15 protein-coding genes are annotated in these 23,741 nt (G+C 47.6%); 11 read left to right on the top strand and 4 right to left on the bottom strand.

All coding sequences use genetic code 11. The features are described from left to right. Position 1 precedes the first annotated feature (1 nt). From ABT56_RS00950 to gnd, 5 genes are all read left to right on the top strand, one after another. Entirely contained in the window at positions 2 to 1,018 is a 1,017-nt protein-coding gene (locus ABT56_RS00950) for an ABC transporter permease (protein ID WP_047876987.1), read from the top strand. Between the two features lie 30 nt (positions 1,019 to 1,048). Continuing rightward, positions 1,049 to 2,641 carry an ABC transporter ATP-binding protein gene (locus tag ABT56_RS00945; protein ID WP_047876986.1) on the top strand — a complete coding sequence of 531 codons (1,593 nt, stop codon included), beginning with the start codon at positions 1,049 to 1,051 and terminating at the stop codon, positions 2,639 to 2,641. A gap of 329 nt (positions 2,642 to 2,970) precedes the next feature. After that, entirely contained in the window at positions 2,971 to 4,470 is a 1,500-nt protein-coding gene (gene zwf / locus ABT56_RS00940) for a glucose-6-phosphate dehydrogenase (protein WP_047877475.1), read from the top strand. After that, complete coding sequence (gene pgl, locus ABT56_RS00935; RefSeq protein ID WP_047876985.1) at positions 4,467 to 5,189, top strand: 6-phosphogluconolactonase; 723 nt, start codon at positions 4,467 to 4,469, stop codon at positions 5,187 to 5,189. The genes zwf and pgl overlap by 4 nt, the downstream gene beginning before the upstream one ends. 10 nt (positions 5,190 to 5,199) lie before the next feature. After that, positions 5,200 to 6,648 (top strand): decarboxylating NADP(+)-dependent phosphogluconate dehydrogenase, encoded by a 1,449-nt coding sequence (gnd, locus tag ABT56_RS00930; protein WP_047876984.1) that lies wholly within the window; start codon positions 5,200 to 5,202, stop codon positions 6,646 to 6,648. Between the two features lie 90 nt (positions 6,649 to 6,738). Here the strand turns inward: gnd and ABT56_RS00925 are convergent, their stop codons facing one another. Then, positions 6,739 to 9,192, bottom strand: a complete 2,454-nt coding sequence (locus tag ABT56_RS00925) for a hybrid sensor histidine kinase/response regulator (protein ID WP_047876983.1) — start codon at positions 9,190 to 9,192, stop codon at positions 6,739 to 6,741. A gap of 501 nt (positions 9,193 to 9,693) precedes the next feature. Here ABT56_RS00925 and ABT56_RS00920 point away from each other — a divergent pair. The 3 genes from ABT56_RS00920 (at position 9,694) to ABT56_RS00910 (ending at position 14,409) form a co-directional block, all read left to right on the top strand. Next, positions 9,694 to 12,738, top strand: a complete 3,045-nt coding sequence (locus ABT56_RS00920; protein ID WP_047876982.1) for an efflux RND transporter permease subunit — start codon at positions 9,694 to 9,696, stop codon at positions 12,736 to 12,738. 92 nt (positions 12,739 to 12,830) lie between these two features. Then, complete coding sequence (locus ABT56_RS00915) at positions 12,831 to 13,928, top strand: efflux RND transporter periplasmic adaptor subunit (protein ID WP_053062345.1); 1,098 nt, start codon at positions 12,831 to 12,833, stop codon at positions 13,926 to 13,928. An 82-nt stretch (positions 13,929 to 14,010) separates the two neighbouring features. Beyond that, entirely contained in the window at positions 14,011 to 14,409 is a 399-nt protein-coding gene (locus ABT56_RS00910) for an NUDIX hydrolase (protein WP_047876981.1), read from the top strand. A 248-nt stretch (positions 14,410 to 14,657) separates the two neighbouring features. On the opposite strand, the gene ABT56_RS00905 is transcribed toward ABT56_RS00910, so the two are convergent. Continuing rightward, positions 14,658 to 15,260, bottom strand: a complete 603-nt coding sequence (locus ABT56_RS00905) for a hypothetical protein (RefSeq protein WP_047876980.1) — start codon at positions 15,258 to 15,260, stop codon at positions 14,658 to 14,660. Positions 15,261 to 15,878: 618 nt separating this feature from the next. On the opposite strand from ABT56_RS00905, the gene katG reads away from it, so the two are divergent. After that, positions 15,879 to 18,053: a catalase/peroxidase HPI gene (katG, locus tag ABT56_RS00900; protein WP_047876979.1), complete on the top strand. Its 2,175-nt coding sequence runs from the start codon at positions 15,879 to 15,881 to the stop codon at positions 18,051 to 18,053. A gap of 357 nt (positions 18,054 to 18,410) precedes the next feature. Beyond that, positions 18,411 to 18,800, top strand: a complete 390-nt coding sequence (locus tag ABT56_RS00895; protein ID WP_047876978.1) for a hypothetical protein — start codon at positions 18,411 to 18,413, stop codon at positions 18,798 to 18,800. Positions 18,801 to 18,878: 78 nt separating this feature from the next. On the opposite strand, the gene ABT56_RS00890 is transcribed toward ABT56_RS00895, so the two are convergent. Continuing rightward, the gene (locus tag ABT56_RS00890) at positions 18,879 to 19,982 is read right to left on the bottom strand and encodes a phosphoribosylaminoimidazolesuccinocarboxamide synthase (RefSeq protein ID WP_047876977.1); all 1,104 of its coding nucleotides are present in this window, start codon (positions 19,980 to 19,982) and stop codon (positions 18,879 to 18,881) included. Positions 19,983 to 20,251: 269 nt separating this feature from the next. Between ABT56_RS00890 and ABT56_RS00885 the strand changes: the two genes are divergently transcribed. Next, positions 20,252 to 22,612 (top strand): ATP-dependent helicase, encoded by a 2,361-nt coding sequence (locus ABT56_RS00885; protein ID WP_047876976.1) that lies wholly within the window; start codon positions 20,252 to 20,254, stop codon positions 22,610 to 22,612. Positions 22,613 to 22,701: 89 nt separating this feature from the next. Here the strand turns inward: ABT56_RS00885 and ABT56_RS00880 are convergent, their stop codons facing one another. After that, positions 22,702 to 23,631, bottom strand: coding sequence for a carbamate kinase (locus ABT56_RS00880; RefSeq protein ID WP_047876975.1), 930 nt, complete (start codon positions 23,629 to 23,631; stop codon positions 22,702 to 22,704). Positions 23,632 to 23,741 lie beyond the last annotated feature (110 nt).

Raw genomic sequence — 23,741 nt, 5'->3', positions numbered from 1 at the left:
GATGACACCAATTACGAAGGAGCGCTGGGCGAGGTTTCGAGCTCATAAACGTGGCTATTGGTCGATGTGGCTTTTTTCTGCTTTGTTTGTGATCAGCCTGTTTGCCGAGCTTATCGCCAATGACAAGCCGCTGTTGGTGAAATACAGCGGCCAATGGTATTTCCCTATATGGGTTCAATATGCCGAAACCACCTTTGGTGGTGAGTTTGATGCAGAAGCCGACTACACCGACCCTTATGTCGCGGATCTTATCAACCAAGACGGTTTTATGGTTTGGCCGCTGATCCCCTTTAGCTATAACACGATTAACTTCAACCTTAATGGCCCTGCGCCTTCTCCCCCTGATAGCGTGAATTGGCTCGGTACGGATGACAAGGGACGGGATGTGTTGGCAAGGATCATTTATGGTTTTCGGATTTCGGTGTTGTTTGGTTTTGCGTTGACCGTCATTTCCTCTGTTGTCGGTGTCATTGTTGGCGCGTGCCAGGGCTATTATGGCGGTTGGGTCGATTTGTTTGGCCAGCGCTTTATTGAGGTCTGGTCTGGAATGCCGACGCTATTTTTGCTGATCATCCTGTCGAGTTTTGTCGAACCGAATTTTTGGTGGTTGCTTGGGATCATGGTGTTGTTTAGCTGGATGGGGCTGGTTGGGGTGGTGCGGGCGGAATTCCTGCGCTGTCGAAATTTAGATTATGTCCGTGCTGCTCAGGCTCTGGGGGTTGGTGACGGGCGTATTATGCTGCGCCATATGCTGCCAAATGCGATGGTGGCATCACTGACCATGATGCCCTTTATTTTGAGCGGTTCAGTGACAACGCTGACTTCGCTGGATTTTTTGGGGTTTGGTTTGCCTGCGGGTTCACCATCGTTGGGGGAATTGCTGGCACAGGGAAAGAGTAACCTGCAGGCTCCTTGGCTTGGTTTGTCTGCCTTTGTAGTGCTGTCAATCATGCTAAGCCTGTTGGTGTTTGTTGGTGAGGCCGTACGCGATGCCTTTGACCCGCATCGGCAGCGGTAAATCAAAAAAGAGAATGCGAGGAGTGACAGGATGGCGACCCCTTTGCTGACAATCAAGAACCTTTCGATCGGCTTTCATGACGGGAAGACGGTCAGTCAGGTTACGGAAAAGGTATCTCTCTATGTGGCCAAGGGGGAGACGTTGGCATTGGTTGGGGAGAGCGGGTCGGGCAAATCAGTGACGGCCAATGCCGTATTGCGGCTGCTGCCCGTATCGTCGACCCGCTATTTAGAAGGGACGGTGGATTACGATGGCATCGATATGCTGCGTTGCAGCGAGCGAGAGATGCGGCGGATCCGAGGGGATCGTATCGGCATGATTTTTCAAGAGCCGATGATGTCACTGAACCCATTGCATAAGATAGGCCGCCAACTTTGCGAGACGCTAGCCATTCATCGCGGGACACGGCAGCAGGCTGCCCAGCAAAAAGCATTGGAGTGGTTGGGGAAGGTGGGGATCCGTAATCCTGCGGCCCGGCTGGAGTCTTACCCGCATGAACTGTCAGGCGGGGAGCGTCAGCGGGTGATGATTGCAATGGCACTGATCAACGAACCCGAATTGTTGATAGCCGATGAGCCGACCACAGCGTTAGATGTTTCTGTACAGGCGCAGATCTTGGATTTGCTCAGCCAACTTCAACAAGAGCTGGGGATGGCGATGCTGTTTATCACCCATGATTTGAGCATTGTCCGCAGGGTGGCGGATCGGGTTGCGGTGATGCAGCAGGGGCGGTTGGTCGAGGTGGGTGAGAAAGACGCTATTTTTACTGATCCCCAAGAGCGCTATACCCAGACGCTAATCAATGCTGACCCGTCCGGGGAGCCGGTTGCGGTTCCCGCTGGGGCGTCCCCGATGTTTGATATCGATCGTTTGCGGGTGTGGTTTCCGATTAAGGGCGGCATACTCAAGCGGGTTAAGAGTCATATCAAGGCGGTGACCGATGTGAGTTTTATGCTGCGTACCGGTCAGAGCGTGGGGTTGGTCGGCGAGAGTGGTTCGGGCAAATCCACTATCGGAATGGCGATATTGCGGTTGCTCGATAGCGAGGGGAAAATCTGTTTTGACGGCGAGGATATTTCCACATTTAACCGGGGCCAGATGCTGCCATACAGAAGCAAACTGCAAGTTGTTTTCCAAGACCCGTTCTCAGCATTAAACCCAAGAATGTCGGTAGCACAAATTATTGGCGAAGGCTTGAAGGTACATCAAGCGCTGACACCTGAGCAGGAAGATGCCCTGATTTGCGAAGTGATGTCTGACGTAGAGTTGGATCCGGCTACCCGTCATCGTTATCCCAATGAATTTTCAGGCGGGCAGCGCCAGCGTATTGCGATTGCGCGGGCGTTAGTACTCAGGCCGCGTTTTGTTTTGTTGGATGAACCAACGTCATCGCTGGACAGAACCGTTCAATATCAAGTGCTGACATTGCTCAAGGATCTCCAGCGCAAGTATCAACTGACGTATCTGTTTATCAGCCATGATTTGGCCGTCGTGAAATCGCTTTGCCATTATACCGTGGTCTTGCGCCAAGGAGAGATTGTCGAGCAGGGCGATACGCAGAGCCTGTTTGCCTCACCGCAACATAGCTATACCCAGCAATTGGTGACGCTGTCTCAAATCTAGCAACGTTGGATATCTGCGTTGTTTAGTTCCCACTTTTATATATTCCCCATGAATAGTAGGGACTTACTGCTCTGGTACAACCAGATATTTCTATTATGAGTATTATCATTAGTGCCGCATAATGAGACGCGAAAGCGGCGACTTTGTTACGAGCGACTAAAATGTGAGCAGCAGCATTGCGGTACAGAGTGTTGGCTGTGATGCTATCGGTTTTGCCTATCGAGATTATAGATAAAACCGTCTGTCACTTTTTTTCCTAAGTGATAACATTCGCAACACTAATAATATGAATACTTGTCCTGATGGATTCAGGCGAGTGGGAAAGCATTATGGTTAAGCCTGAAAATAATTGTATCGTCATCTTCGGGGCGTCGGGTGATTTGACCCATCGCAAATTGATTCCCGCCTTTTATCATCTTTTTGCTAACGGATTACTGTCAGAAGAGTTTGCCATTCTTGGTGTAAGCCGTACGCATTACAGTGATGCTGAATTCCAGCAAAAGTTGAAAGCCTCTTTGACTGCCAATGAAAAAGTTGATCCGCAAGTGCTGGATGCTTTCTGTGAACGTCTACATTATCAGGCGCTTGATACCGCTGACGTAGAAGATTACAGCAAGTTGAAAGATCGTTTGGTTGAGATCGAACAGGCTTACCAGACTAACGGTAATACAACTTTCTATTTGGCGACACCGCCAAGTCTATACAGTGTTATCCCTAGCTGCCTTGCAGCCCATGGCCTCAATACAGAAGATAACGGCTGGAAACGCCTGATTGTCGAAAAGCCATTTGGCTATGATCTGGCAACGGCCGAGCAGCTGGATAAAGATCTCCATGCTTCTTTTCAGGAACACCAAATCTACCGTATCGACCACTACCTAGGCAAAGAAACGGTTCAGAACCTACTGGTTTTCCGTTTCGCCAATGGCATGTTCGAGCCTCTTTGGAACCGTAATTTTATTGATTATGTTGAAATTACGGCAGCAGAGTTCTTGGGTGTTGAAGAACGTGGTGGTTATTATGACGGCGCCGGTGCAGTTCGAGATATGTTCCAAAACCATTTGCTTCAGGTTTTGGCAATGGTAGGTATGGAGCCACCAGCCGCAATCAATGCTGATTCCATGCGAAACGAAGTGGTGAAGGTGCTAAACAGCCTGCAACCACTGTCTGAAAGTGATCTCAAGAATAACCTGGTTTTGGGTCAGTACACCGAATCGGACGTACGCGGCGAGCCGCTCAAAGGTTACCGTGATGAGCCCGGTGTGGCAGAAGACTCTCGCACTGAAACCTATGTGGGTTTGAAGATGTTTATCGACAACTGGCGTTGGAACGGCGTGCCGTTCTATGTCCGCACCGGTAAGCGTTTGCCAACACGGGTGACCGAAGTGGTTATCCATTTCAAGAAGACTCCTCACCCTGTATTTGGTGCCCACGCGCCAGAAAACAAGCTCATTATCCGTATTCAGCCAGATGAAGGAATTTTGATGAGCTTCGGTCTGAAAAAGCCGGGTGCCGGTTTTGAAGCCAAAGAAGTCACTATGGATTTCCATTACGAAAGTTTGGAAGAAACCCATATGCTGACAGCCTACGAGCGCCTATTGCTGGATTCGATGAAGGGTGACGCAACCTTGTTTGCTCGTACCGATGCCGTGAAAGCATGTTGGGAGTTTGTTCAGCCAATTCTCGATTACAAAGAAGAGCCTGAGCACCTGTACGGTTACGCAGCGGGGACATGGGGACCGAAGGAAGCTGACGAATTGCTATCACGGGATGGTCGTCATTGGCGATTCCCATGTAAAAATTTGACCAATACGGATTACTGCGAGCTATGAGCAAAATGAACTATCACGTTTTCGATAATGCCCAGCTGGTGGTTGAGGCGTTGGCGAACAGTATGCTTGAGTATAGTGAGCTAGGGCGTCCGGTTCATATCTCGCTATCTGGCGGGAGCACGCCTTCGCAACTCTTTTCTTTCTTGGCCGGTTCAGATTATGCCACGCGCATTCAGTGGCAAAACCTGCATTTCTGGTGGGGTGATGAGCGTTGCGTTGCACCGGACGATGAGCAGAGCAACTACGGCCAGGCTAAGGCACTGTTGTTTGACCATATCAATATCCCGGCCGAGAACATTCACCGTATCCGTGGTGAAGAATTCGCAGCAATGGAAGTGATTCGCTTCACTGAAGATATGCGAACAGAGATTCCTGAACAGGATGGCACGCCGGTATTCGACTGGATTTTGCTGGGCATGGGGACTGATGGCCATACGGCTTCCTTGTTCCCGGGGCAAACTGATTACCAGACAACTGAGTTGGCCGTGATCGCCGCCCATCCTGAAACGCGTCAGATCCGGGTGTCTAAAACCGCCCATCTATTGGCACACGCAAAACGTATTACTTACTTGGTATTGGGTGCAAGCAAGGCTTCGGTCTTGAAAGAGATTGCTGATAGTGCCCCTGCGGCACAGGCATATCCTGCTGCTAATGTTAGCGCAGTTGCTGGCACAACCGAGTGGTATCTAGATTTAGAAGCAGCCAAAGAGCTGGTATAAGGAGAAGAAAATGAAAGCTGATATTGGTGTTATCGGATTGGCAGTAATGGGTCAGAACCTGATCCTTAACATGAACGATAACGGATTCAAAGTAGTCGCTTTTAACCGTACTGTTGCCAAAGTGGACGAGTTCCTAGAAGGCCCGGCTAAAGGCACTAACATTGTCGGTGCAACTTCTCTTGAAGATTTGGTCAGCAAATTGGCGACGCCACGCAAAGTGATGCTGATGGTACGCGCCGGTGATGTTGTTGATCAGTTTATTGACAGCTTGGTTCCGCTACTAGAAGAAGGCGACATCATCATTGATGGTGGTAACACAAACTACCCAGACACCAACCGTCGTTACGCGTCACTGCGTGAAAAAGGCATCCGTTTTATCGGTGCTGGCGTGTCTGGCGGTGAAGAAGGGGCGCGTTTCGGGCCTTCAATCATGCCAGGTGGCGATCCAGAAGCATGGCCATTTGTGAAGCCTATCTTCCAAGGCATTGCCGCGAAAACCGAGCAAGGTGAAGCGTGCTGCGACTGGGTAGGTAAAGAAGGTGCAGGTCACTTCGTTAAGATGGTACACAACGGTATCGAATACGGTGACATGCAGCTGATCAGCGAAGCATACCACTTCATGAAAGAAGGCTTGGGTTTGTCTGCCGATGAGATGCAGGCGATTTTCACCGAGTGGAACAAAACAGAGTTGGATAGCTACCTAGTGGAGATTACTGCTGACATCTTGGGTTATAAAGATGAAGACGGTGAAGCTCTGGTTGAGAAAATCCTTGATACCGCAGGCCAGAAAGGTACAGGTAAGTGGACCGGTATCAATGCGCTGGATCATGGTATTCCGCTGACCCTGATCACTGACTCTGTATTTGCTCGTTGCCTGTCTTCTCTGAAAGATCAGCGCGTTGAAGCAGAAAAAGCCTTCAACAACCCAATCCTAGCGATTGAGGGCGACAAGGCACAGTGGGTTGATGCACTGCGTCAGGCACTGCTAGCGTCTAAAATCATCTCTTACGCACAAGGCTTCATGTTGATCCGTGAAGCGTCTGAAGAGAACGATTGGTCACTGAACTACGGTAACGTAGCGCTAATGTGGCGTGGTGGTTGTATCATCCGTAGTGCGTTCCTAGGCAACATCCGTGATGCGTTTGAAGCCAACCCAGAGCTAGCGTTCCTAGGTTTGGATAACTACTTCAAAGATATTCTGCAAAGCTGCTTGCCTGCATGGCGTAAAGTGGTAGCGAAGTCGTTCGAGACAGGTCTACCAATGCCATGTATGTCTTCTGCACTGACATTCCTGAACGGTTACACCACAGCTCGTCTGCCTGCAAACATGCTGCAAGCACAGCGTGACTACTTTGGTGCGCACACTTACGAGCGTACTGACAAGCCTCGTGGCGAGTTCTTCCATACAAACTGGACAGGTAAAGGTGGCGACATTTCATCGACCACTTACGATGTGTAAATTCACTTACCGTTGCTGAACAGAAAAACGCGGGCTTTGACCCGCGTTTTTTATGTTTGCTAGAGAGGCGTACTCGCTATAAACGGTATGCTAGCTTTCACATACCGCATGTTTTTCCAGCTTTTCGATTAACACTTCCCGGCGAAACGGCTTGGGTAGGTAATCATTCATCCCTGAATCAAAACAACGCTGAATATCGTCATCGAGAATGGACGCAGTAAGGGCAATAATGTGCGTCTCATTGAGTTTCTCTTGGTGTTCAAATTTCCGAATTTCTGTGGTGGCTTCAAAGCCATCCATAATCGGCATCATACAGTCCATGAGTATTAAACGTGTTTTATCATGATGTTGCTTGAAGAGTTCAAGGGCTTCAGCACCGTTATTGGCAATTTCATATTGGAAGCCGAGTTTCTTCAGGTTAATGGAAACCACTTTCTGATTCACGGTGTTGTCTTCGACCACCAATACCATACCGTTTGTGGCTGAATCTTCAGTTGCGTCTGCTGCTGATGCCTCATCACCTTCTTTTGTGTCCGCATTGTGGGCTTTGGCGGATTTAATCAACGCATCTAATCGGCTGCCCAGTAGTGGTAGCGTGATGTAACCAGCAATGATGTCACCATAATCCACTTTATCAGCATTGTTAGGGCGTGACAGTAGAAGTGGCAGGTGAGGATATTGTTGATGGACCGTCTCAACCTGGCTATCAAAACAGGGTACATCCAGAATCAGCACAGCGTGTGGGTTGCTCGCGCTAGGATTATCCAAGGTTCTAGCGATTTCCTCCGGTGAGGCGATATGTGAAACGGGGTAGTGCATTGCCGCTAGATTTTGAAGCAACAAGCTATCTGGTTTGGGAGTGCAATAAATGACAGATTTCGGCTCACCTTTACGCACTCTTTGTTCTGGGTCTTGAGCTAGGCGAATCGTAAAGTAGAACTCACAGCCTTGCCCTTTCTCGGACGTAATTTGAATCTCACCCCCCATCATTTTTATCATTTTGGATGAAATCGCCAACCCAAGTCCGGTACCGCCATACGTTGTCGAGGTGCTATTACTTTCCTGTTTAAACTCTTCAAACACTTGGTCATGCTTGCTGCTATCAATACCGATCCCGGTGTCTTTCACCGCAAAGTAGAAATCACAACTCTGATCGTCTTGTTGAACAAGATGAAGGGTAAAAGTGACAGAGCCCGTTTGCGTGAATTTGATGGCATTGGAGGCAAGATTCATCATGACTTGGCGGATTTTTTGTTCATCAGCACGTACATAATCAGGAATGTTTGCATCCATGTTAATGCGTAAATCAACGTTCTTTTGCTGTGCTTTCGGGGCTATAAGCGCGGCGGTGTCGTATATGATTTCACGAATATCACAGGTATGGGCGTTCACTTCCAAGTGACCGGATTCAATCTTAGACAAATCGAGGACATCATTAATCAACATCAGCAATGTCTGCGATGATGAATTGATGGTGGTGAGATAGTCTTTCTGAATGGCTGATAATTTAGAGTCAGCCAGTATTTCCGTCATCCCGATAATGCCATTTAGTGGGGTACGGATTTCATGTGACATATTGGCCAAAAACGAACTTTTCGCACGGTTAGCGCGGGTGGCTTTTTCTTTGGAAGCAAGCAGCGCCGCTTCCAAACTTGAGACGGAGCGAATCACAAAAAAGAGGACGGCAAGAATAGATGCGCCAAGCAAACCCGCTAACAGGTTGTGATAAAACATATACGCAGATAGCTTGCTTTCTATTAATGTAGGCATATCGTCGTAGAGTGTTTTTAAGCTCGTTTCAACACGATGGATGGTGGAACGTAACAGCCCCAATTGTCCTTCATTATGGCTATAGCCCAGTTTTTCAAAGTCATTTTTGAGGGCAGAGTAATGATCAGAAAAACGTGTGAACTGTGTGGCGAGCAGTGTGTTCTCTGAATGGGTATTCACTTGTTGTTGAAGTGCATCTAAGGCGGTATTTATCTGTGGGATAAGCGCGGTATCAAAATCTTTGAAAAACGAGATCAGTAACGATTGTAGGTCGATTAACTGGTTCGTTAACTGCGCATCATTGGCGACAAAAGCGACGCGTTCAAAGCCCAGTGTCGATTGTTTTAGGTCATCAATCGCGCCTTTGTTTTGGCTGTCGCCATGGATAAGATAAACGGTCTTGGTTAAGCGGTTGAATTGTGCAAGGTAAGCATCAATGGCAGAAACCGTCTCTTTGTAATCAAAATCGGTGGCGAGTCCATACACGGTCATATTGTCATTGATTGTGTTCAAACGTGCTTTGATGGCGTTTGCTTCATCCATCATTTTTTCTATGTATTTATTATCGTGGCGAGCAAGAAAATCTTTTTCATGCCTGCGCATCATGAGCATTTGCTGAGAGGAGAGGGCGATGTCGAGTTGCAAAAGGTGAAGCGCATTTTCTTTTTTATCTACTTGGTTGTCGGCATAAAAGAAAATGAGAAGAAAAGACATGATAATGCCCGTCCCCCAGTAGAGGAGCGTTTGTATGGAGTGCGTTTTTTTCGTGCTCATTGATGTCATCCTTGAACATAAAATATCCTATCTTTTAACGTACTAAACTATTCCGATTTAGTGAGACTTAGTGCCTGTTTAGATAGAGTATTTTTCAAATATGCGATGTTGGACATCTTTCGCGGGTGAGTGAAAAGATGAGGGTGGTGACGCTCGGAGTCAGTCTTTTCATATACATTGAACTGGTCAATCAATCTTTATGTTTTCCGGGAAGTTTACGTTTCTGACCCAAAATACAGATGCTACGGCGAGATAGACTGCGTGAGAGATGGATTTGTAACTAAAATATAACAAGGCTCTGTAAAAACCAGTCGATTTTGCTAAGGTGTGTTGCTAAATTGTTGTCGGCTCTTTGTGGAGGCGGGTGTGCCAACTTATCGCGCTGAGGAAGACGACAATTGTTCGCCTGATGAAAGCGAAGGAGGTGCTTTCATTAGCACCCGTCGGCAGCGGTAGGCTGTAGACACGCGCAGTACACGAAGCACAAAGACAAAGGATGTTATGTTTCTTACACGCTATGCCATTTCTCGTCCCGCTGTGATTGCGGTGGCTGTTGCACTGACGGCTTTGTTTGGGCTGCTCAGTATCAAAACCCTTCCGATTCAATTGTTTCCAGACATTACCCGACCGAGTTTGTCACTCACTGTGCATTGGCGTGCGGCGGCAGCCGAAGAGATGGAATCGGAAGTGGCTGAACCGTTGGAGCAGGTTTTACAAGGGATCTCTGGCACGAAGGCCATATACACCGAAGCGGGTAATGGACGGGCAGAGATTGATCTCGAGTTCGAAATCGGGACTGATATGGAAAAAGCCATGTTGGAGGTGATTAGCCGGGTGAATCAGGCGACGAACTTACCTTCCGATATTGATGGGCCTTTTATTCACCGTGGTTCCAATAACGATCAACTGACTTCCTTGTTTTTGCAACAGCTACCGGGCAATGATACGCCGATTCAGGCCTATCAGGATCTGGTGGAAGCGCAAATTGAACCGGCGTTAACTGCCGTGGATGGGGTCTCCCGAATTAATGTGCGTGGGGAAAGCGATCGTCAAGTTGAAATTCGCTTTGACCCTTACCGGTTGGCGGAGTTGGGGATCACCATTCCTGAACTGGTGGGGCGTATTTCTGCGGGGCGTGATGCGTCAGCGGGGCGATTAGATATCGGTCGTAAAGAATACAAGCTGCGTTATGCGGGACGTTATGAGCTGAATGAGTTTGGTGACATGGTGGTTGCGTGGCGTGATGGCTTACCTGTTTACTTGCGCGATTTGGCCGAAGTGGGCGTACAACGTGCAGTACCTCGTACATTGCGGGTGCAAAATGGAAATCCCGCCATCAATATCAGTGTGATGAAAGAAAGCGGTGCGAATGCACTGGAATCCCTCCTTTCGGTTAAAGAAACCATTGAGCAACTGAATAGCAGTGTATTAGCCCGAAATGGGGTGCATTTGGAAATGTCCTATGATGCTTCGGTCTTCATCATGCGTGCGCTCAATATGGTGACCGGTAACCTCTTATTTGGCGTGTTGCTGGCGGTGGCTGTGCTCTGGTGTTTCATCCGAAAAGCACGGGCCACGTTAATTATCGCCATGTCGATTCCGATCAGTATCTTGCTCACTATCTGCGTACTGAAACTGACGGGCCGCACATTGAATGTGATTTCACTGGCGGGTCTCGCGTTCGCGGTGGGCATGGTGTTGGATGCTGCTATTGTGGTTCTGGAGAATATTATCCGGCTCAAAGAGCAGAAGGGTAGCAGCGATAGGCCTGCAACATCAGCCCTGTTGGCCGAGAAAGGAACGGCTCAGGTATGGAGCGCCTTGCTGGCATCGACCATGACGACGGTGGCTATTTTTTTACCGATTTTGATGCTCAATGATGTAGAAGGCCAGCTGTTTGCTGACTTGGCGATCACGATTGCGGTTGCGGTAACCATGTCGTTAATTGTCGCCATTACCGTATTGCCGGTGGCGGCATCTCGCTGGCTAAAAGATGAAAAGCTGCAAGATAAGCATGCCGGATTATGGCCGCGCATTACCCGAATGAGCATGGCATTGTCGGCTACGTCGCTACGGCGACTGATAGTGATCATTGTGTTGTTGGCCTTGCCGCTCGGTGTGACACGCATGGGATTTCCAAATATGGATTACCTGCCTGACGTAAAGCGTGATGCTGTCGATGTGTGGTTTCGTATTGCGCCGGGGATAGGTATTGATACGGTTCGCGATGAAGTGATGGAGACCATGGTTGATCGTTTGCAGCCCTATATGGATGGCGAGCGCGAGCCTGCGTTGCGTAACTATTATTTTATTATGTGGCCGGGTGGTGCCACGATGGGAGTTAGGGCTAAGGATCAAAGTAAAATCAAGGAACTAGAGGCCATTGTCCGAGATGAAATTGCGGTCGGTTTACCGGATGTGACAGCGTTCGCTCGGCAGGGCTCTTTGTTTGGCAGTTTGGGTACAGGGAAAGAAATTTCGATCATGCTCAAAGCCAATGATTTGCCCAGTCTGTTCGAGAGTGCGAAGAAGGCCAAGGCGATGGTGGAAGAGGCTCTGCCGGATGCGCAAGTATGGCCGAATGGTTCATTGGAATTTACCGCCCCTGAGTTACGTTTGATCCCCAATGACCGACGCTTGGCCGAAGTTGGCTGGAGCAGAGGCGAGTTGCCGTCAGTGATCAGTGCGTTGGGGTCAGGGCGGTATCTGGGGAATTTCTTTGATGGCAATCAGCAGTTAGACATGATGCTGATGACGACAGGGGCTCGTTCTGCTGACGAACTTCGTTCGGTGCCATTGGCAACCCCATCGGGGGCGATTGTCCCGTTGGGGGAATTGCTGACGGTTGAAACGGTACTTGGCCCCAAGGAAATAGAGAGGACAGATGGCAAACGTTCGTTTGTGATTTCTGTTCAGCCCAGCGATGACATGACGCTTGAAGAAGCGATGGAGCATTTGCAATCTCACGTATTGGAAGATCTTGAGGGAATCATGCCGGCTGGTGGTACGGTACAGCTATTTGGTAATGCGGATAGCTTAAAGCAGGCAATTAGCAATATGCTGTCGATCTTTGGTTTTGCCTTGATGATTTTGCTGCTGTTGTTATGGGGGGTATTCGGTAGGCTTCGAGATGCGTTGCTCGTTATATTGACGCTGCCTCTGGCGACGGTAGGTGGAATTATCGCGATTCAAATTATGCACCGATTTGTCGGGCAGCCAGTGGATTTGCTGACCATGATCGGTTTTGTGATCCTGTTGGGGTTAGTGGTGAACAACGCCATATTGTTGGTTCATCAAACCCGGAGTAACGAGCGTGAGGGGATGGCGCGTGATGATGCTGTGAGCAGTGCGTTAGCGCAACGGATACGACCGATATTCATGACAACATTTACCAGTGTCTTCGGTATGTTGCCGCTATTGTTGAGTCCGGCAACGGGCAGTGAAATATACCGTGGCCTTGCCGCCGTTATTGTTGGAGGCATGCTAGTAAGCACATTGTTCTCGCTTATTTTGCTGCCAGCACTATTGCGGATGGGCCAGCGATGATCCTGTACCGTAGAAAAAGATGAGCCGCACATTCCGAAATCAGATGCACTGGCGGAAACTACACTGCCGGTAGAGCGATAAAGGATGACGAAATGACTGAAAAGACAATGACTTTTACAAGTCTATGGGCAAAGAAAGGGATATCTTCATCATGGCTGAGGATATGGGGCGCGGCCATTATATGGCTCGCTTTTCCTGCTATGGCGGCAAAACCGGTGACGCTGGGTATTGTCGAGCAGGTAACAACGGCACCGGTAAGTTGGTACAGCGGCACAGTGCATAGTCCGCAGCAAGCCAAATTGAGTATGGAAGCGACGGGGCGTCTAATAACCGTCGCTGATTTTGGTCAAGTGGTTAAAAAAGGGGATGTATTGGCGAAAGTCGATGCCGAGGCGTTGGTACTGCAGCTGAAAATTGAACAGTTGAAGCTAAAAAAAGCCAAGGCATACGTTGAGCACTATGCTGTGGAGCTAAATCGTCTGGAACAACTCGGACGCAACATGAATGTATCGGAGACTGACCGCGACAAGGCCAGCCATGAATTGGCGGTACGTCGGTATGAATTGGAAAATGCCAGATTGCAGGTCAGCTTGTTAAAAGATCAATTAGCAAGAACGACATTGAGAGCACCGTTTGATGGAACGGTCAATACAGTCTACCTGCGCGAAGGGGAATATGTAAGTCGTGGTGAGGCTATGCTGCATTTGGTTAATACCCGTCAGCAGGAGATCCGGTTGCAAGCCCCCATTAGCATTGCGGCGAAATTGGAGAGAAATTCAAGTTTTGTGATCACCGCCGGTGCATTGGAATTTGAAGCGACGTTATCGACAGTCGGGGCCAGTGCAGATGTTAAATCGCGTTTGCTCGAACTTAGGTTGCTGCCGCAAGGGCAGACGTTGGTTATTGGCCAGCCTGTAAGAGTGGCAATCCCTGAACGCTATACCGTGGAGGGGGTAATGGTTCCCCATGACGCGATAGTGACTAATGCTCAAGGAAAGGTGATGTTTGTCGTAAACCGTGATGAATCAGAGCAAGCCAGGGTTAAGGCTATCCCGGTTGAAATATTATACGGCGTAGACGGCCATGTCGTAGTCAAGGCCGATGTGGCTATCGGTAAGGAGATTGTGATACGTGGTGCGACGGGCCTGTCAGATGGACAGAAAGTAGAAGTGACAGCGACACGGTCATAATATATTGGTTAATGTAACCTTGCCATATTAGGGCGTTGACTATACGTTATGCTCGATTAGCAAACTATGTATTGGAATAGTAATGAAAACAGTTATTGATAAATTGGCATGGCTTCAGATTGAAAATGGCAAGGTGTTATGTGCTCGCTCAAAAGGCAAATCGACCTATTATATTCCTGGCGGCAAGCGTGATCCGGGCGAGACAGATGCGCAGGCATTGGTGAGAGAAATCAAGGAAGAACTGACCGTTGAGCTTAATCCAGAGTCATTGGCATTCTATGGTGAATTTGTTGCTCCTGCTGATGGCAAACCTGAAGGAACGGTAGTACAGGTACGTTGTTATCAAGCGGATTATATCGGAGATCTGGCACCTGATTCTGAAATTGAAGAGTTAGCATGGCTTGGTTTTGATGATATTGAAAAGTGTTCCGTGGTTGTTCAAAAACTCTTTGTGGAATTGAACCAAAAACAACTTATTTAATACTTATTCGTATGTACTGCTTGTTTTTTGCAATATGAGTGATGTGATTAATATGCATATTGCGTAAATGTGATACAACGAAGCAGCGGCATTAAAAAGCGTTGGAAGCTCTTAAGTTAAACACATTGGTGAGTGGTAACTGCATCAAGAAGAGAACCCGACCATTGAGAGGAGGATGATGTGTCCAAAAGCCATCCTCCTCCATAACAAAAGGGTATCAGTCTATATGCTGAATATGAAATTAATATTCATAGTTGTGTGTATGGAATATATGGGTTGCTAATTGTGACGCTAGATTTGTGTTCTAATAGCAAGGCTAAATCAGTCGCATATTCATAGGCAAGTTCCGTTGACTTAAAGCTTCCTACGCAATAATGACGAAACATACCCATATGAATATTAACAGTTATCTTGGGTAAATCCTCGTCAGGATGTCTTTTTACATAACTCTTACTTAATTTACTTTTAATGTTGTCTCGCTCTACTTCTATATAGACAATGTTACGAAATAGCTTTGGCTTTTTTCCTTGCCGGATGGTGTTATTTTGAAAGTTGATGATGATAGGTAGGGTATATCTGTATTGGAGATAGGCGGCGAATATTGCTGGTAAGTAATTAGATGCAAAAAGTAATGCCATGAATGTGGTATCAAAATTAAGTTTAAATCCGCTATCAATAAATATAGCGATCGTAATAAGTAGATATACTATTGTAGATGCTGAAAATATAAAAGGGATAGGCTTTAAACGCTCACGATTGAAAATAGAATAAACAATTGATGAGTGGTTGTATGTAATGTTACTCTCGATTTGTTTATTTTGGTATTTTTCTACAAACTCTTGTGGGGCCATGAAAATCTCTAGAGTATTTATTTGTTTAAGCTTTTTATTTGTTAAAATTTTATCATTTAAATTCTTATGTTTGTACTACTTTCATGTGAAAATACGAAACATGCTAGAGACTCAAATCGTTAAAATAGATCAGGGAAAATCTAATGAATCAACTAAGAGTCATCATTGATCTCGATGATTATACCGCCGGATTGACTGGTGAAATCAAAGCGAATGTTCAGATGGTTCTGAATTTTATTCTCCAGTTACGAGAGTTATGTTGTGGAAAGAGGACAGAGGCAACTCTTCATGATGGAAGCAATCCCATTTGTTGTTTGTGAGTAAAAAATCGTCATCATGTCCCTACAAGGTATGGCTAGACTACTATACAGCGATTAATTTGTGTGACTAATCAATTATAACTATCAAATTAATAGGTACTAGCACGTTTCTGATGGGTAAAAGTAGGCGTATTGTTCATTCCATAAGTTCAGGTAGCTATAGCGTGTGGTGGATAGTGCCCCGCATAGACGCTACCAAGAATGCAAGAATCTTCGATAAATCTAATCAAAATAATAAGCGAATTTTTACTTTGTTTGTATTTCGCTGAATAAAACCCACATAGGGAATGGAGTGAACATGAATCAACATGACAACCACACAGGCGGCAAATGTCCTGTAATGCACGGCGCAATGACATCATCTGAAGCATCCAATGTTGCATGGTGGCCCAATGCTCTGAATCTCGACATTCTTCATCAGCATGATACAAAAACCAATCCACTAGGTGCTGATTTTAACTATCGCGAAGAAGTACAGAAACTGGATGTAGAAGCGCTTAAAAATGATGTGAAAGCGCTAATGACAAACAGCCAAGAGTGGTGGCCTGCAGACTGGGGTCATTACGGCGGTTTGATGGTGCGTATGGCATGGCACTCAGCCGGTTCTTACCGTACTTACGATGGCCGTGGTGGTGCTAATACTGGTAACCAACGTTTTGCGCCGCTTAACTCATGGCCAGATAACGCGAACCTTGATAAGGCTCGTCGTCTGCTTTGGCCTATCAAGCAAAAATACGGTAACAAAATCAGCTGGGCTGACTTGATCGTGCTTGCCGGTACTATGGCTTACGAGTCAATGGGCCTGAAAACGTTCGGTTTCGGCTTTGGTCGTGAAGATATCTGGGCGCCAGAAAAAGACGTGTACTGGGGTTCTGAAAAACAATGGCTAGCCACTAGTGATGCAGAAAACAGCCGTTATTCAAATGGCCGTGATCTTGAAGATCCATTGGCCGCGGTAATGATGGGCCTTATCTATGTGAACCCAGAAGGTGTTGACGGCAACCCAGATCCGCTAAAAACAGCCGAAGACATGCGCGTAACATTTGCCCGTATGGGTATGGATGACGAAGAGACCGTGGCATTGACTGCCGGTGGCCATACAGTGGGTAAGGCACACGGTAACGGTAATGCGGCGCACCTAGGTAAAGATCCAGAAGGTGCAGACGTGACTGAGCAGGGCCTTGGCTGGAACAACCACACCTCTCGCGGTATTGGTCGTGATACGGTAACCAGTGGTATTGAAGGCGCATGGACAACCAACCCAACACAATGGGATAACGGTTTCTTTGAGATGCTACTGAACCACGACTGGCAGCTGACCAAGAGTCCAGCGGGTGCATGGCAGTGGGAACCTGTGTCTATCGAAGAGCAAGACAAGCCAGCTGACGTAGAAGATGCCAGCCTGCGTTGTAACCCAATGATGACTGATGCGGATATGGCCCTGAAAATGGACCCAGACTACCGTGTGATTTCAGAGCGTTTTTACAATGATCCTGAGCATTTCTCTGATGTGTTCGCTCGTGCTTGGTTCAAACTGACACACCGTGATATGGGGCCTAAGGCTCGTTACCTAGGTCCAGATGTACCGGCTGAAGAGCTAATCTGGCAAGATCCTGTTCCTGCTGGTCGTACCGATTACGATGTGGCTGCTGTGAAAGCGAAAATTGCATCAACTGATTTGAGCATTAGCGATTTGGTATCGACTGCTTGGGATAGTGCACGTACATTCCGTGGTTCTGACAAACGTGGTGGTGCCAACGGTGCGCGTATTCGCCTAGCGCCACAAAACGAGTGGGCAGGTAACGAACCAGAAAAACTGGCCAATGTATTGTCTGTTCTTGAAGGTATTGCCGCTGAAAGCAACGTAAGCGTTGCCGATGTGATTGTACTGGCCGGTAACCTAGGCGTTGAATTGGCGGCGAAAGAAGCTGGTTTTGATATCGAGGTACCGTTTGCACCTGGTCGTGGTGATGCAACGGCAGAGCAAACCGATGTTGAGTCATTTGCGGTACTTGAACCACTAGCAGATGGTTTCCGTAACTGGCAGAAACAGCACTACGCATCAGCACCAGAAGAAATGCTGCTAGACCGCGCGCAATTGATGGGTCTAACTGCGCCTGAAATGACAGTACTGCTAGGTGGTATGCGCGTTATCGGTGCCAACTATGGCAATAGCACTCATGGTGTGTTCACTGACCGTGTCGGTGCATTGACGAATGACTTCTTCGTTAACCTGACAGACATGAATTACAACTGGAAGCCAACTGGCCGTAATTCTTACGACATCGTTTCTCGTCAAACCGGTGACGTAAAATGGACGGCAACCCGTGTTGACTTGGTGTTCGGTTCTAACTCTATCTTGCGTGCTTACGCCGAAGTGTATGCACAAGATGACAACAAAGAAAAATTCGTGAAAGACTTTGTTGCCGCTTGGACCAAAGTGATGAATGCAGACCGATTCGATCTAGTATAATCATCCCAATAAAAAACCCCGTAATGGCTGAGCCATTGCGGGGTTTTTTTATGTTTTATGCTATGACCTGTCTGTCAATCAGCGCGTATTAATCGGTTGTCAAAAGACTATTTGTGAAATTACATCATAGGGTTGTCTTTATTGATCTGAGGTGAGTTTGAAGTGCTTTGCTTCATGAATGAGATGCTTCTGAATAATATGTAATGGCATGAAATGTAAGGGCTTAGCTGTGAAGGCCATCGAAAAAGTGTTACTAAGTCAATGAGTTAATTGAAAAGATTGATTTTGAATTATGACATATTAAAGGGGTTGAATAATATTGGCTGTAGAGAGTCTTCTATATTTTGGAGCTATTGAATGAAGCTGTATATTATTCCCCTGGTATTGATGATGTTATCCATGCCCGCTCGTGCTGATGCTGTATTAGATAATTTAGTGAGTTTGGAACAACGATCATCGGAACTGCGTATAACGGCTGTTAAGTGTTATGTTCAAATGACGTTACTCAAGCAAGATGGTTGGGAAACGCCAGCATGTGAAAACTACAAAGAAATGGCAACTAAAGAAGGGGCTGTTTTGCGTGAGCACCTTGAGACTACAACGAAGCAGTTTAGGCTCAAGCAGCGCGAGGGACTCTATGATTTAGAGCAGAAGACTCAGGCGATGGAATTATTGTTTTCTATTTCTACGCATTTTGAAGGGTTTAAAATGCTGCCTGCCAAAATAGAAAGCCTCCGTCGCGGATAGGTTTATTTGGGCATAGCTCTGATTGGCTTAGGCGCCGCTTGGTTGAAAGCAATAACCTAAGCCAATGGGGGGCAATAGTTAGTCGATCAGCGAGTATTCATCACGTAATATGGCAATGATTTCAGCTTTGGGATTATCACTAAGTTCGATTTTTTGCCCAGTGATCTTTTCGGCTATTGCAGTATATGTTTTAGAAATATCCATAAGTGCGCTGACTGGTAAGTCATTGTCACGAGCGAGGGCAAATCGCTCATCCATACGGTCTTTGTTTAATAGGATATCAGGGTCAGGGAAGTAGTTGAGTAGGAACTGGCGGAAATCTTCTTTGGAGTTCTCAACAATCTCACCATCACGATAGGCCGCGCCATCCCAAATACGCGATGAATCTGGCGTGCCGACTTCATCCATATAAATGAGTTTTTCCTGCCCGGCTGCATCGGTCACGTAGCCAAATTCGAATTTTGTATCAACAAAAATCTGGTCAATTTGGGACAGCGCATTGCTGATCACCTCGAAGCCATCTTGCAGGAGTTTCTCGTAATGGCTGATATCGTCTGGGTGGCTGAAATTGAAGGCGCTGAAGTTGTTTTCTAGATCTTGTCGGGATACGTTGACATCGTCAACTTCCGGGACGCCCGGGATATTTTTGAGGATCCCTTTTGTAGAGGGGGTCATCAAAAGCGATGGGAGTTTTTGATCTTTTTTCAAGCCATCCGGTAGTTCGATGCCGCAGAAATGGCGTTCACCTTGGCTGTATGCACGCCACATGGAGCCGGTGATGTATTGACGGCAGATGGCTTCAACCATCACCGGCTTGGCTTTTTGAACAATCCATACAAACGGGTGGGGGATATCCAGAATATGGCTATCAGCTAGGTTATTGTCTCGGAACAGTTTGAACCAGTGGTTGGAGATTGCGTTGAGCGCGGCTCCTTTGCCCGGAACGCCATTTAAGCCGCCCTCGGCATGCCAGATACAGTCGAATGCTGATATACGATCGCTGATGACCATGATAGCGAGAGGGGCATCCGGTTGGACGTTGTAGCCTTTTTCTTTGATCAGACGACGACTGTCTTTTTCTGTCAGCCAGTACACAGAGCGCACTTTGCCGCTATGAACGGGTTTGTCGGTACGGATTGGCAGGTCATCATTAACGGCGAGAACTTGATCAGCAAGGCTCATGGCGAATTCCTATTTCGGTAAGTGGACGAAGGTAAACCGGTGTCAGTCGGGCTTATTCATGCGGAAGTGTTGCTCCGCAGCCTTTCGATGCCTGCGATAATATCAGAAGCTAATTCGGCTTGCAGCCAGAAAAGCAAACGTTTGCGTAAATTTATTTTCCAAGTTCGGGATAATGGCTCCAGCGGAATGTTCAAAAGGCTATTTTCTATTCGGTGAGCGCTGTGGGTTTATGGCAAAATAAACGGCTCTTTGACAGTGATTGGCAAACAATGACCCGCTATACACCTGAACAAACCGAATTTATTCACCACGGGGCCGGTAATGCACTTTGCATTGCTGGTGCTGGAACGGGTAAGACGACAACCCTGGTGGGCTTAATTGGCCAGAAGCTACAGCAACTTCCTGCACAAGAGATGCTGGTCTTGATGTTCAACCGGGATATCCGCGGGGATTTTCAGGAAAAACTCCGCAGTAGCGGGATCAACCAACCGGTGTCAGTACACACGTTCCATAGTTTTTGCCTGAAGTTTCTCAATCAATCGGGATTTTTCAGGGAAACGGGTTTCAGGGTTGATTTTCAGAGCGGGGAAAGTGACAAGTCGCTGGTTAAGTTGATCTTGCGCGAATTTTCCGGCAAGGAAACGACCTATACCCGCCAGCAAATGATCAAAGATCCAAAGACCATTGAGTTGCTGCTTAGCTTCATCGGTTTGGTAAAGGCCTATATGTTGCCGCCTTACGAGGTTTTCAAACTGGCTGATATCAATCGGGACTACCTGTTTATTATCGATTGTTACGAGGAGTTCGAGCGTCGCCGAAAGGAACTCAAATTATTGTTCTTTGATGACTGGCTGGTGGAGAGCGTGAAGTTGCTCGAAAGCAACGAGGCTATTCGCGCGCGCCTGCACCAACGATGCAAATTAATCGTGGTGGATGAGTTTCAGGATATCAATACTGCCCAATACCGGTTGCTAAAACAATTATTAGGCCCTCAGGCTCAGATATTGGCCGTGGGTGATGTGGATCAGTGTATCTACAAGTGGCGGGGAAGTGCCCCGCAGTTCATGCTTAATTTTGAGCAGGATTTTGCGCCGGCAACGGTTTATACCTTGTCGCAGACTTTTCGCTTTGGCCATAGTCTGGCATTGGCTGCCAGCCACCTTATTGCCAATAATAAGCAACGATTCAGTGATTTTATAACCACCGCGACACCTGAAAGCCGTGATACCAAAGTGGTTGGCTGTGGCTCGTCTCGTCAGGTTGGCGAGATTCTTCAGTCAGTCAAAGACTATATCGATCAAGGTGGTAATCCGTCGGAGATTGCGATACTGGTTCGTCGCTGGTCGCAGACGCTGTTGTTCGAACTGGCCTTCCTCAGCAAGCAGTTGCCTTATCATATGCCGGTGCCATCCGTGCTGGCCCATAGTAAAGAAGTGTCGATGCTTATGGCATTGATGTCGTGGGCGACGGGGGGCTATGACGAAGCCGATTCGGGTAAGCGTTCCGTCATGTTATTCAATTTCAATAGTTACCCTCATTGCTATGTGCCGAACAAGACCCTGAAACCGCTATGTGAGCAGTTGGCTGGCATGGAGCCTGGCCAGTGGCTGACGTTTATCCGTCGTTATGAGAAAGCCAACCCCTCATTGAAATTGGAAACGTTTGTAGAGCGTTTGGATTTGTTGTTGAGGCTCAAGAAAAAAGGCAGTTTCAAGGCCCATGAGGTTTTCCGTCAGTACAGGAACGAAAGCGGCCTAGATAGTTGGATCTGGAAAACCGAAGCGACGGCCAGTGAGATAGAAGAAGCCATCGAGCGGTTGGATAGCGTTGAAACGGTGCTCGACAATATGGATCAGAACTGTAAACAGGCACTGCAATATTTTGAGTATTATACCTATCAGTCAGGGGTGCATTCGGCTCAGCAGGATGACACGCAGCGGCAAAATGGCGTGCAGCTGACAACCATATTTCTAGCAAAGGGATGTGAGTATGAGCATGTTCATTTACCGTTTTGGGATAAGGATGCTTTCCCCTATATCAGAATGGGGGGTAACAGTGTCGGTGCCGATATCGAAGAAGAAAGGCGTTTGGCTTACGTGGCGTTGACGCGCGCCAAGAGGCAAGCGGTTATTTACCACACTGAACCCGAGAGGCCTGCCGGCAAGGCGACGAATGCGAGCCGCTTTGTTGCTGAAACCAAGTTGGCAATTGCCGCCGAGTTGGGGCCTGCCTTGTATCAGGTAGGGGACTTGCCCTCTTATTCAAGCCCTGTCGCCGAAGCATATTGTCGCCACCTGGGACGGGAAGGGGATATCAAAATAGATGAACGTTCGCCATTGGCGAAAAAGACAAGGGTCGATAAGGGTGAGCGGAAAAGCGCCAAGCGCGGTGTTGGGCAAACAGGTGATGAGCCTGATGAATACAGTTACCAGTGGGCACTGCGGCAACCCTTGCCGGAAAATGGCCTGAAGGTCGTTCAAGCAATGACCCGTAGCAAAACGGCGAAATATCTCGATGGGGAAATCAGCCGTATTTTGCGTGAGCTAAAAACAGCGGATAAGGCTAAGCAGTCGGTGTTGGTCAACCGCTTAATCGCCACCTCGTATGCCAGAAGCCAAGTCAGGCGATAAAGTATCCCGTTATATTGTGTCGAGAATGAACAAAGCCCCGTAAAGGGGCTTTGTGGTGTTAGCAAGAGGTGTTATTCAAGACCTGGAAATCAGTAGTACTCGATCCCTTCGCCTTCTTTGATTAGCGTACCCGCTTCGTTAGTGATGATACGGTCTAGATCAAATAGGGAGCCGATAGCAGCATTGCCGCGACCAGAGTTCACGAATTTGCATACAGCGTCGATCTTCGGTCCCATAGAGCCCGCAGGGAACTGGAACTGTGACAGACCTGCTGGTGTTGCTACCTTCATTTCTGCCTGATCCGGTTTGCCGTAGTTGCGGTAGATTGATCCGTCAGTCAGGATGATGAATAGATCCGCGTCGATCACTTCAGACAGAAGTTCGGCAGTAAGATCTTTGTCGATCACACACTCAACGCCAGTTAGATGATTGCCGTTCTTGCATACAGGTACGCCGCCACCACCGCAAGCAATAACCACATCACCGGCATCAAGCAAGGTTTCGATCTGCTGTTTTTCAATGATGGATTTTGGTAGTGGTGACGGTACAACACGACGGTAGTACTCACCATCTGCTTTGAAGATCTTGTCGCTTTCAGCCATGATCTCTTCAGCGCGCTCTTTAGTATAAACAGGGCCTACAAATTTCGTTGGGTTGGCAAATGCAGGGTCATCGGTGCTGACTTCTGTTTGGGTTACCAGTGTTGCGATTGATAGTGTAGGGTCAATGTTGCGTAGCTCTTGCTGAAGCATGTAGCCAACCATGCCGCAGGTTTGAGAACCCAGTACATCCATTGGGTATGGTGTAGTCTGTGGTGAGTACTCTTGGTAAGCCGCATTCTGTTCCATTAGCAGGCCAACCTGTGGGCCGTTGCCGTGTACAATCACGATTTCGTGTTTTTGGGCAATAGCGGCAATGCTTGCTGCTGCTTTTACAATATTTTCGCGTTGGTTTTCTGCAGTTAGGGCTTGTCCGCGAGCTAATAAGGCATTCCCGCCTAGAGCTAGTACTATGCGCATGATCGTATCTCCATTATATTTTTATGCCCAAGTTACATGCTCGTTGAAACGAGCTTTATAAAGTTTCTTGGGTCTATATGTTCACTATTATTAGGTGGCGCTAGATTAGG

It is taken from the genome of Photobacterium aquae, from assembly GCF_001029445.1.
Taxonomy (GTDB): domain Bacteria; phylum Pseudomonadota; class Gammaproteobacteria; order Enterobacterales; family Vibrionaceae; genus Photobacterium; species Photobacterium aquae.
The sequence above is the reverse complement of the archived record's forward strand: the minus strand, read 5'-3'. Positions and strand labels throughout refer to the sequence as shown.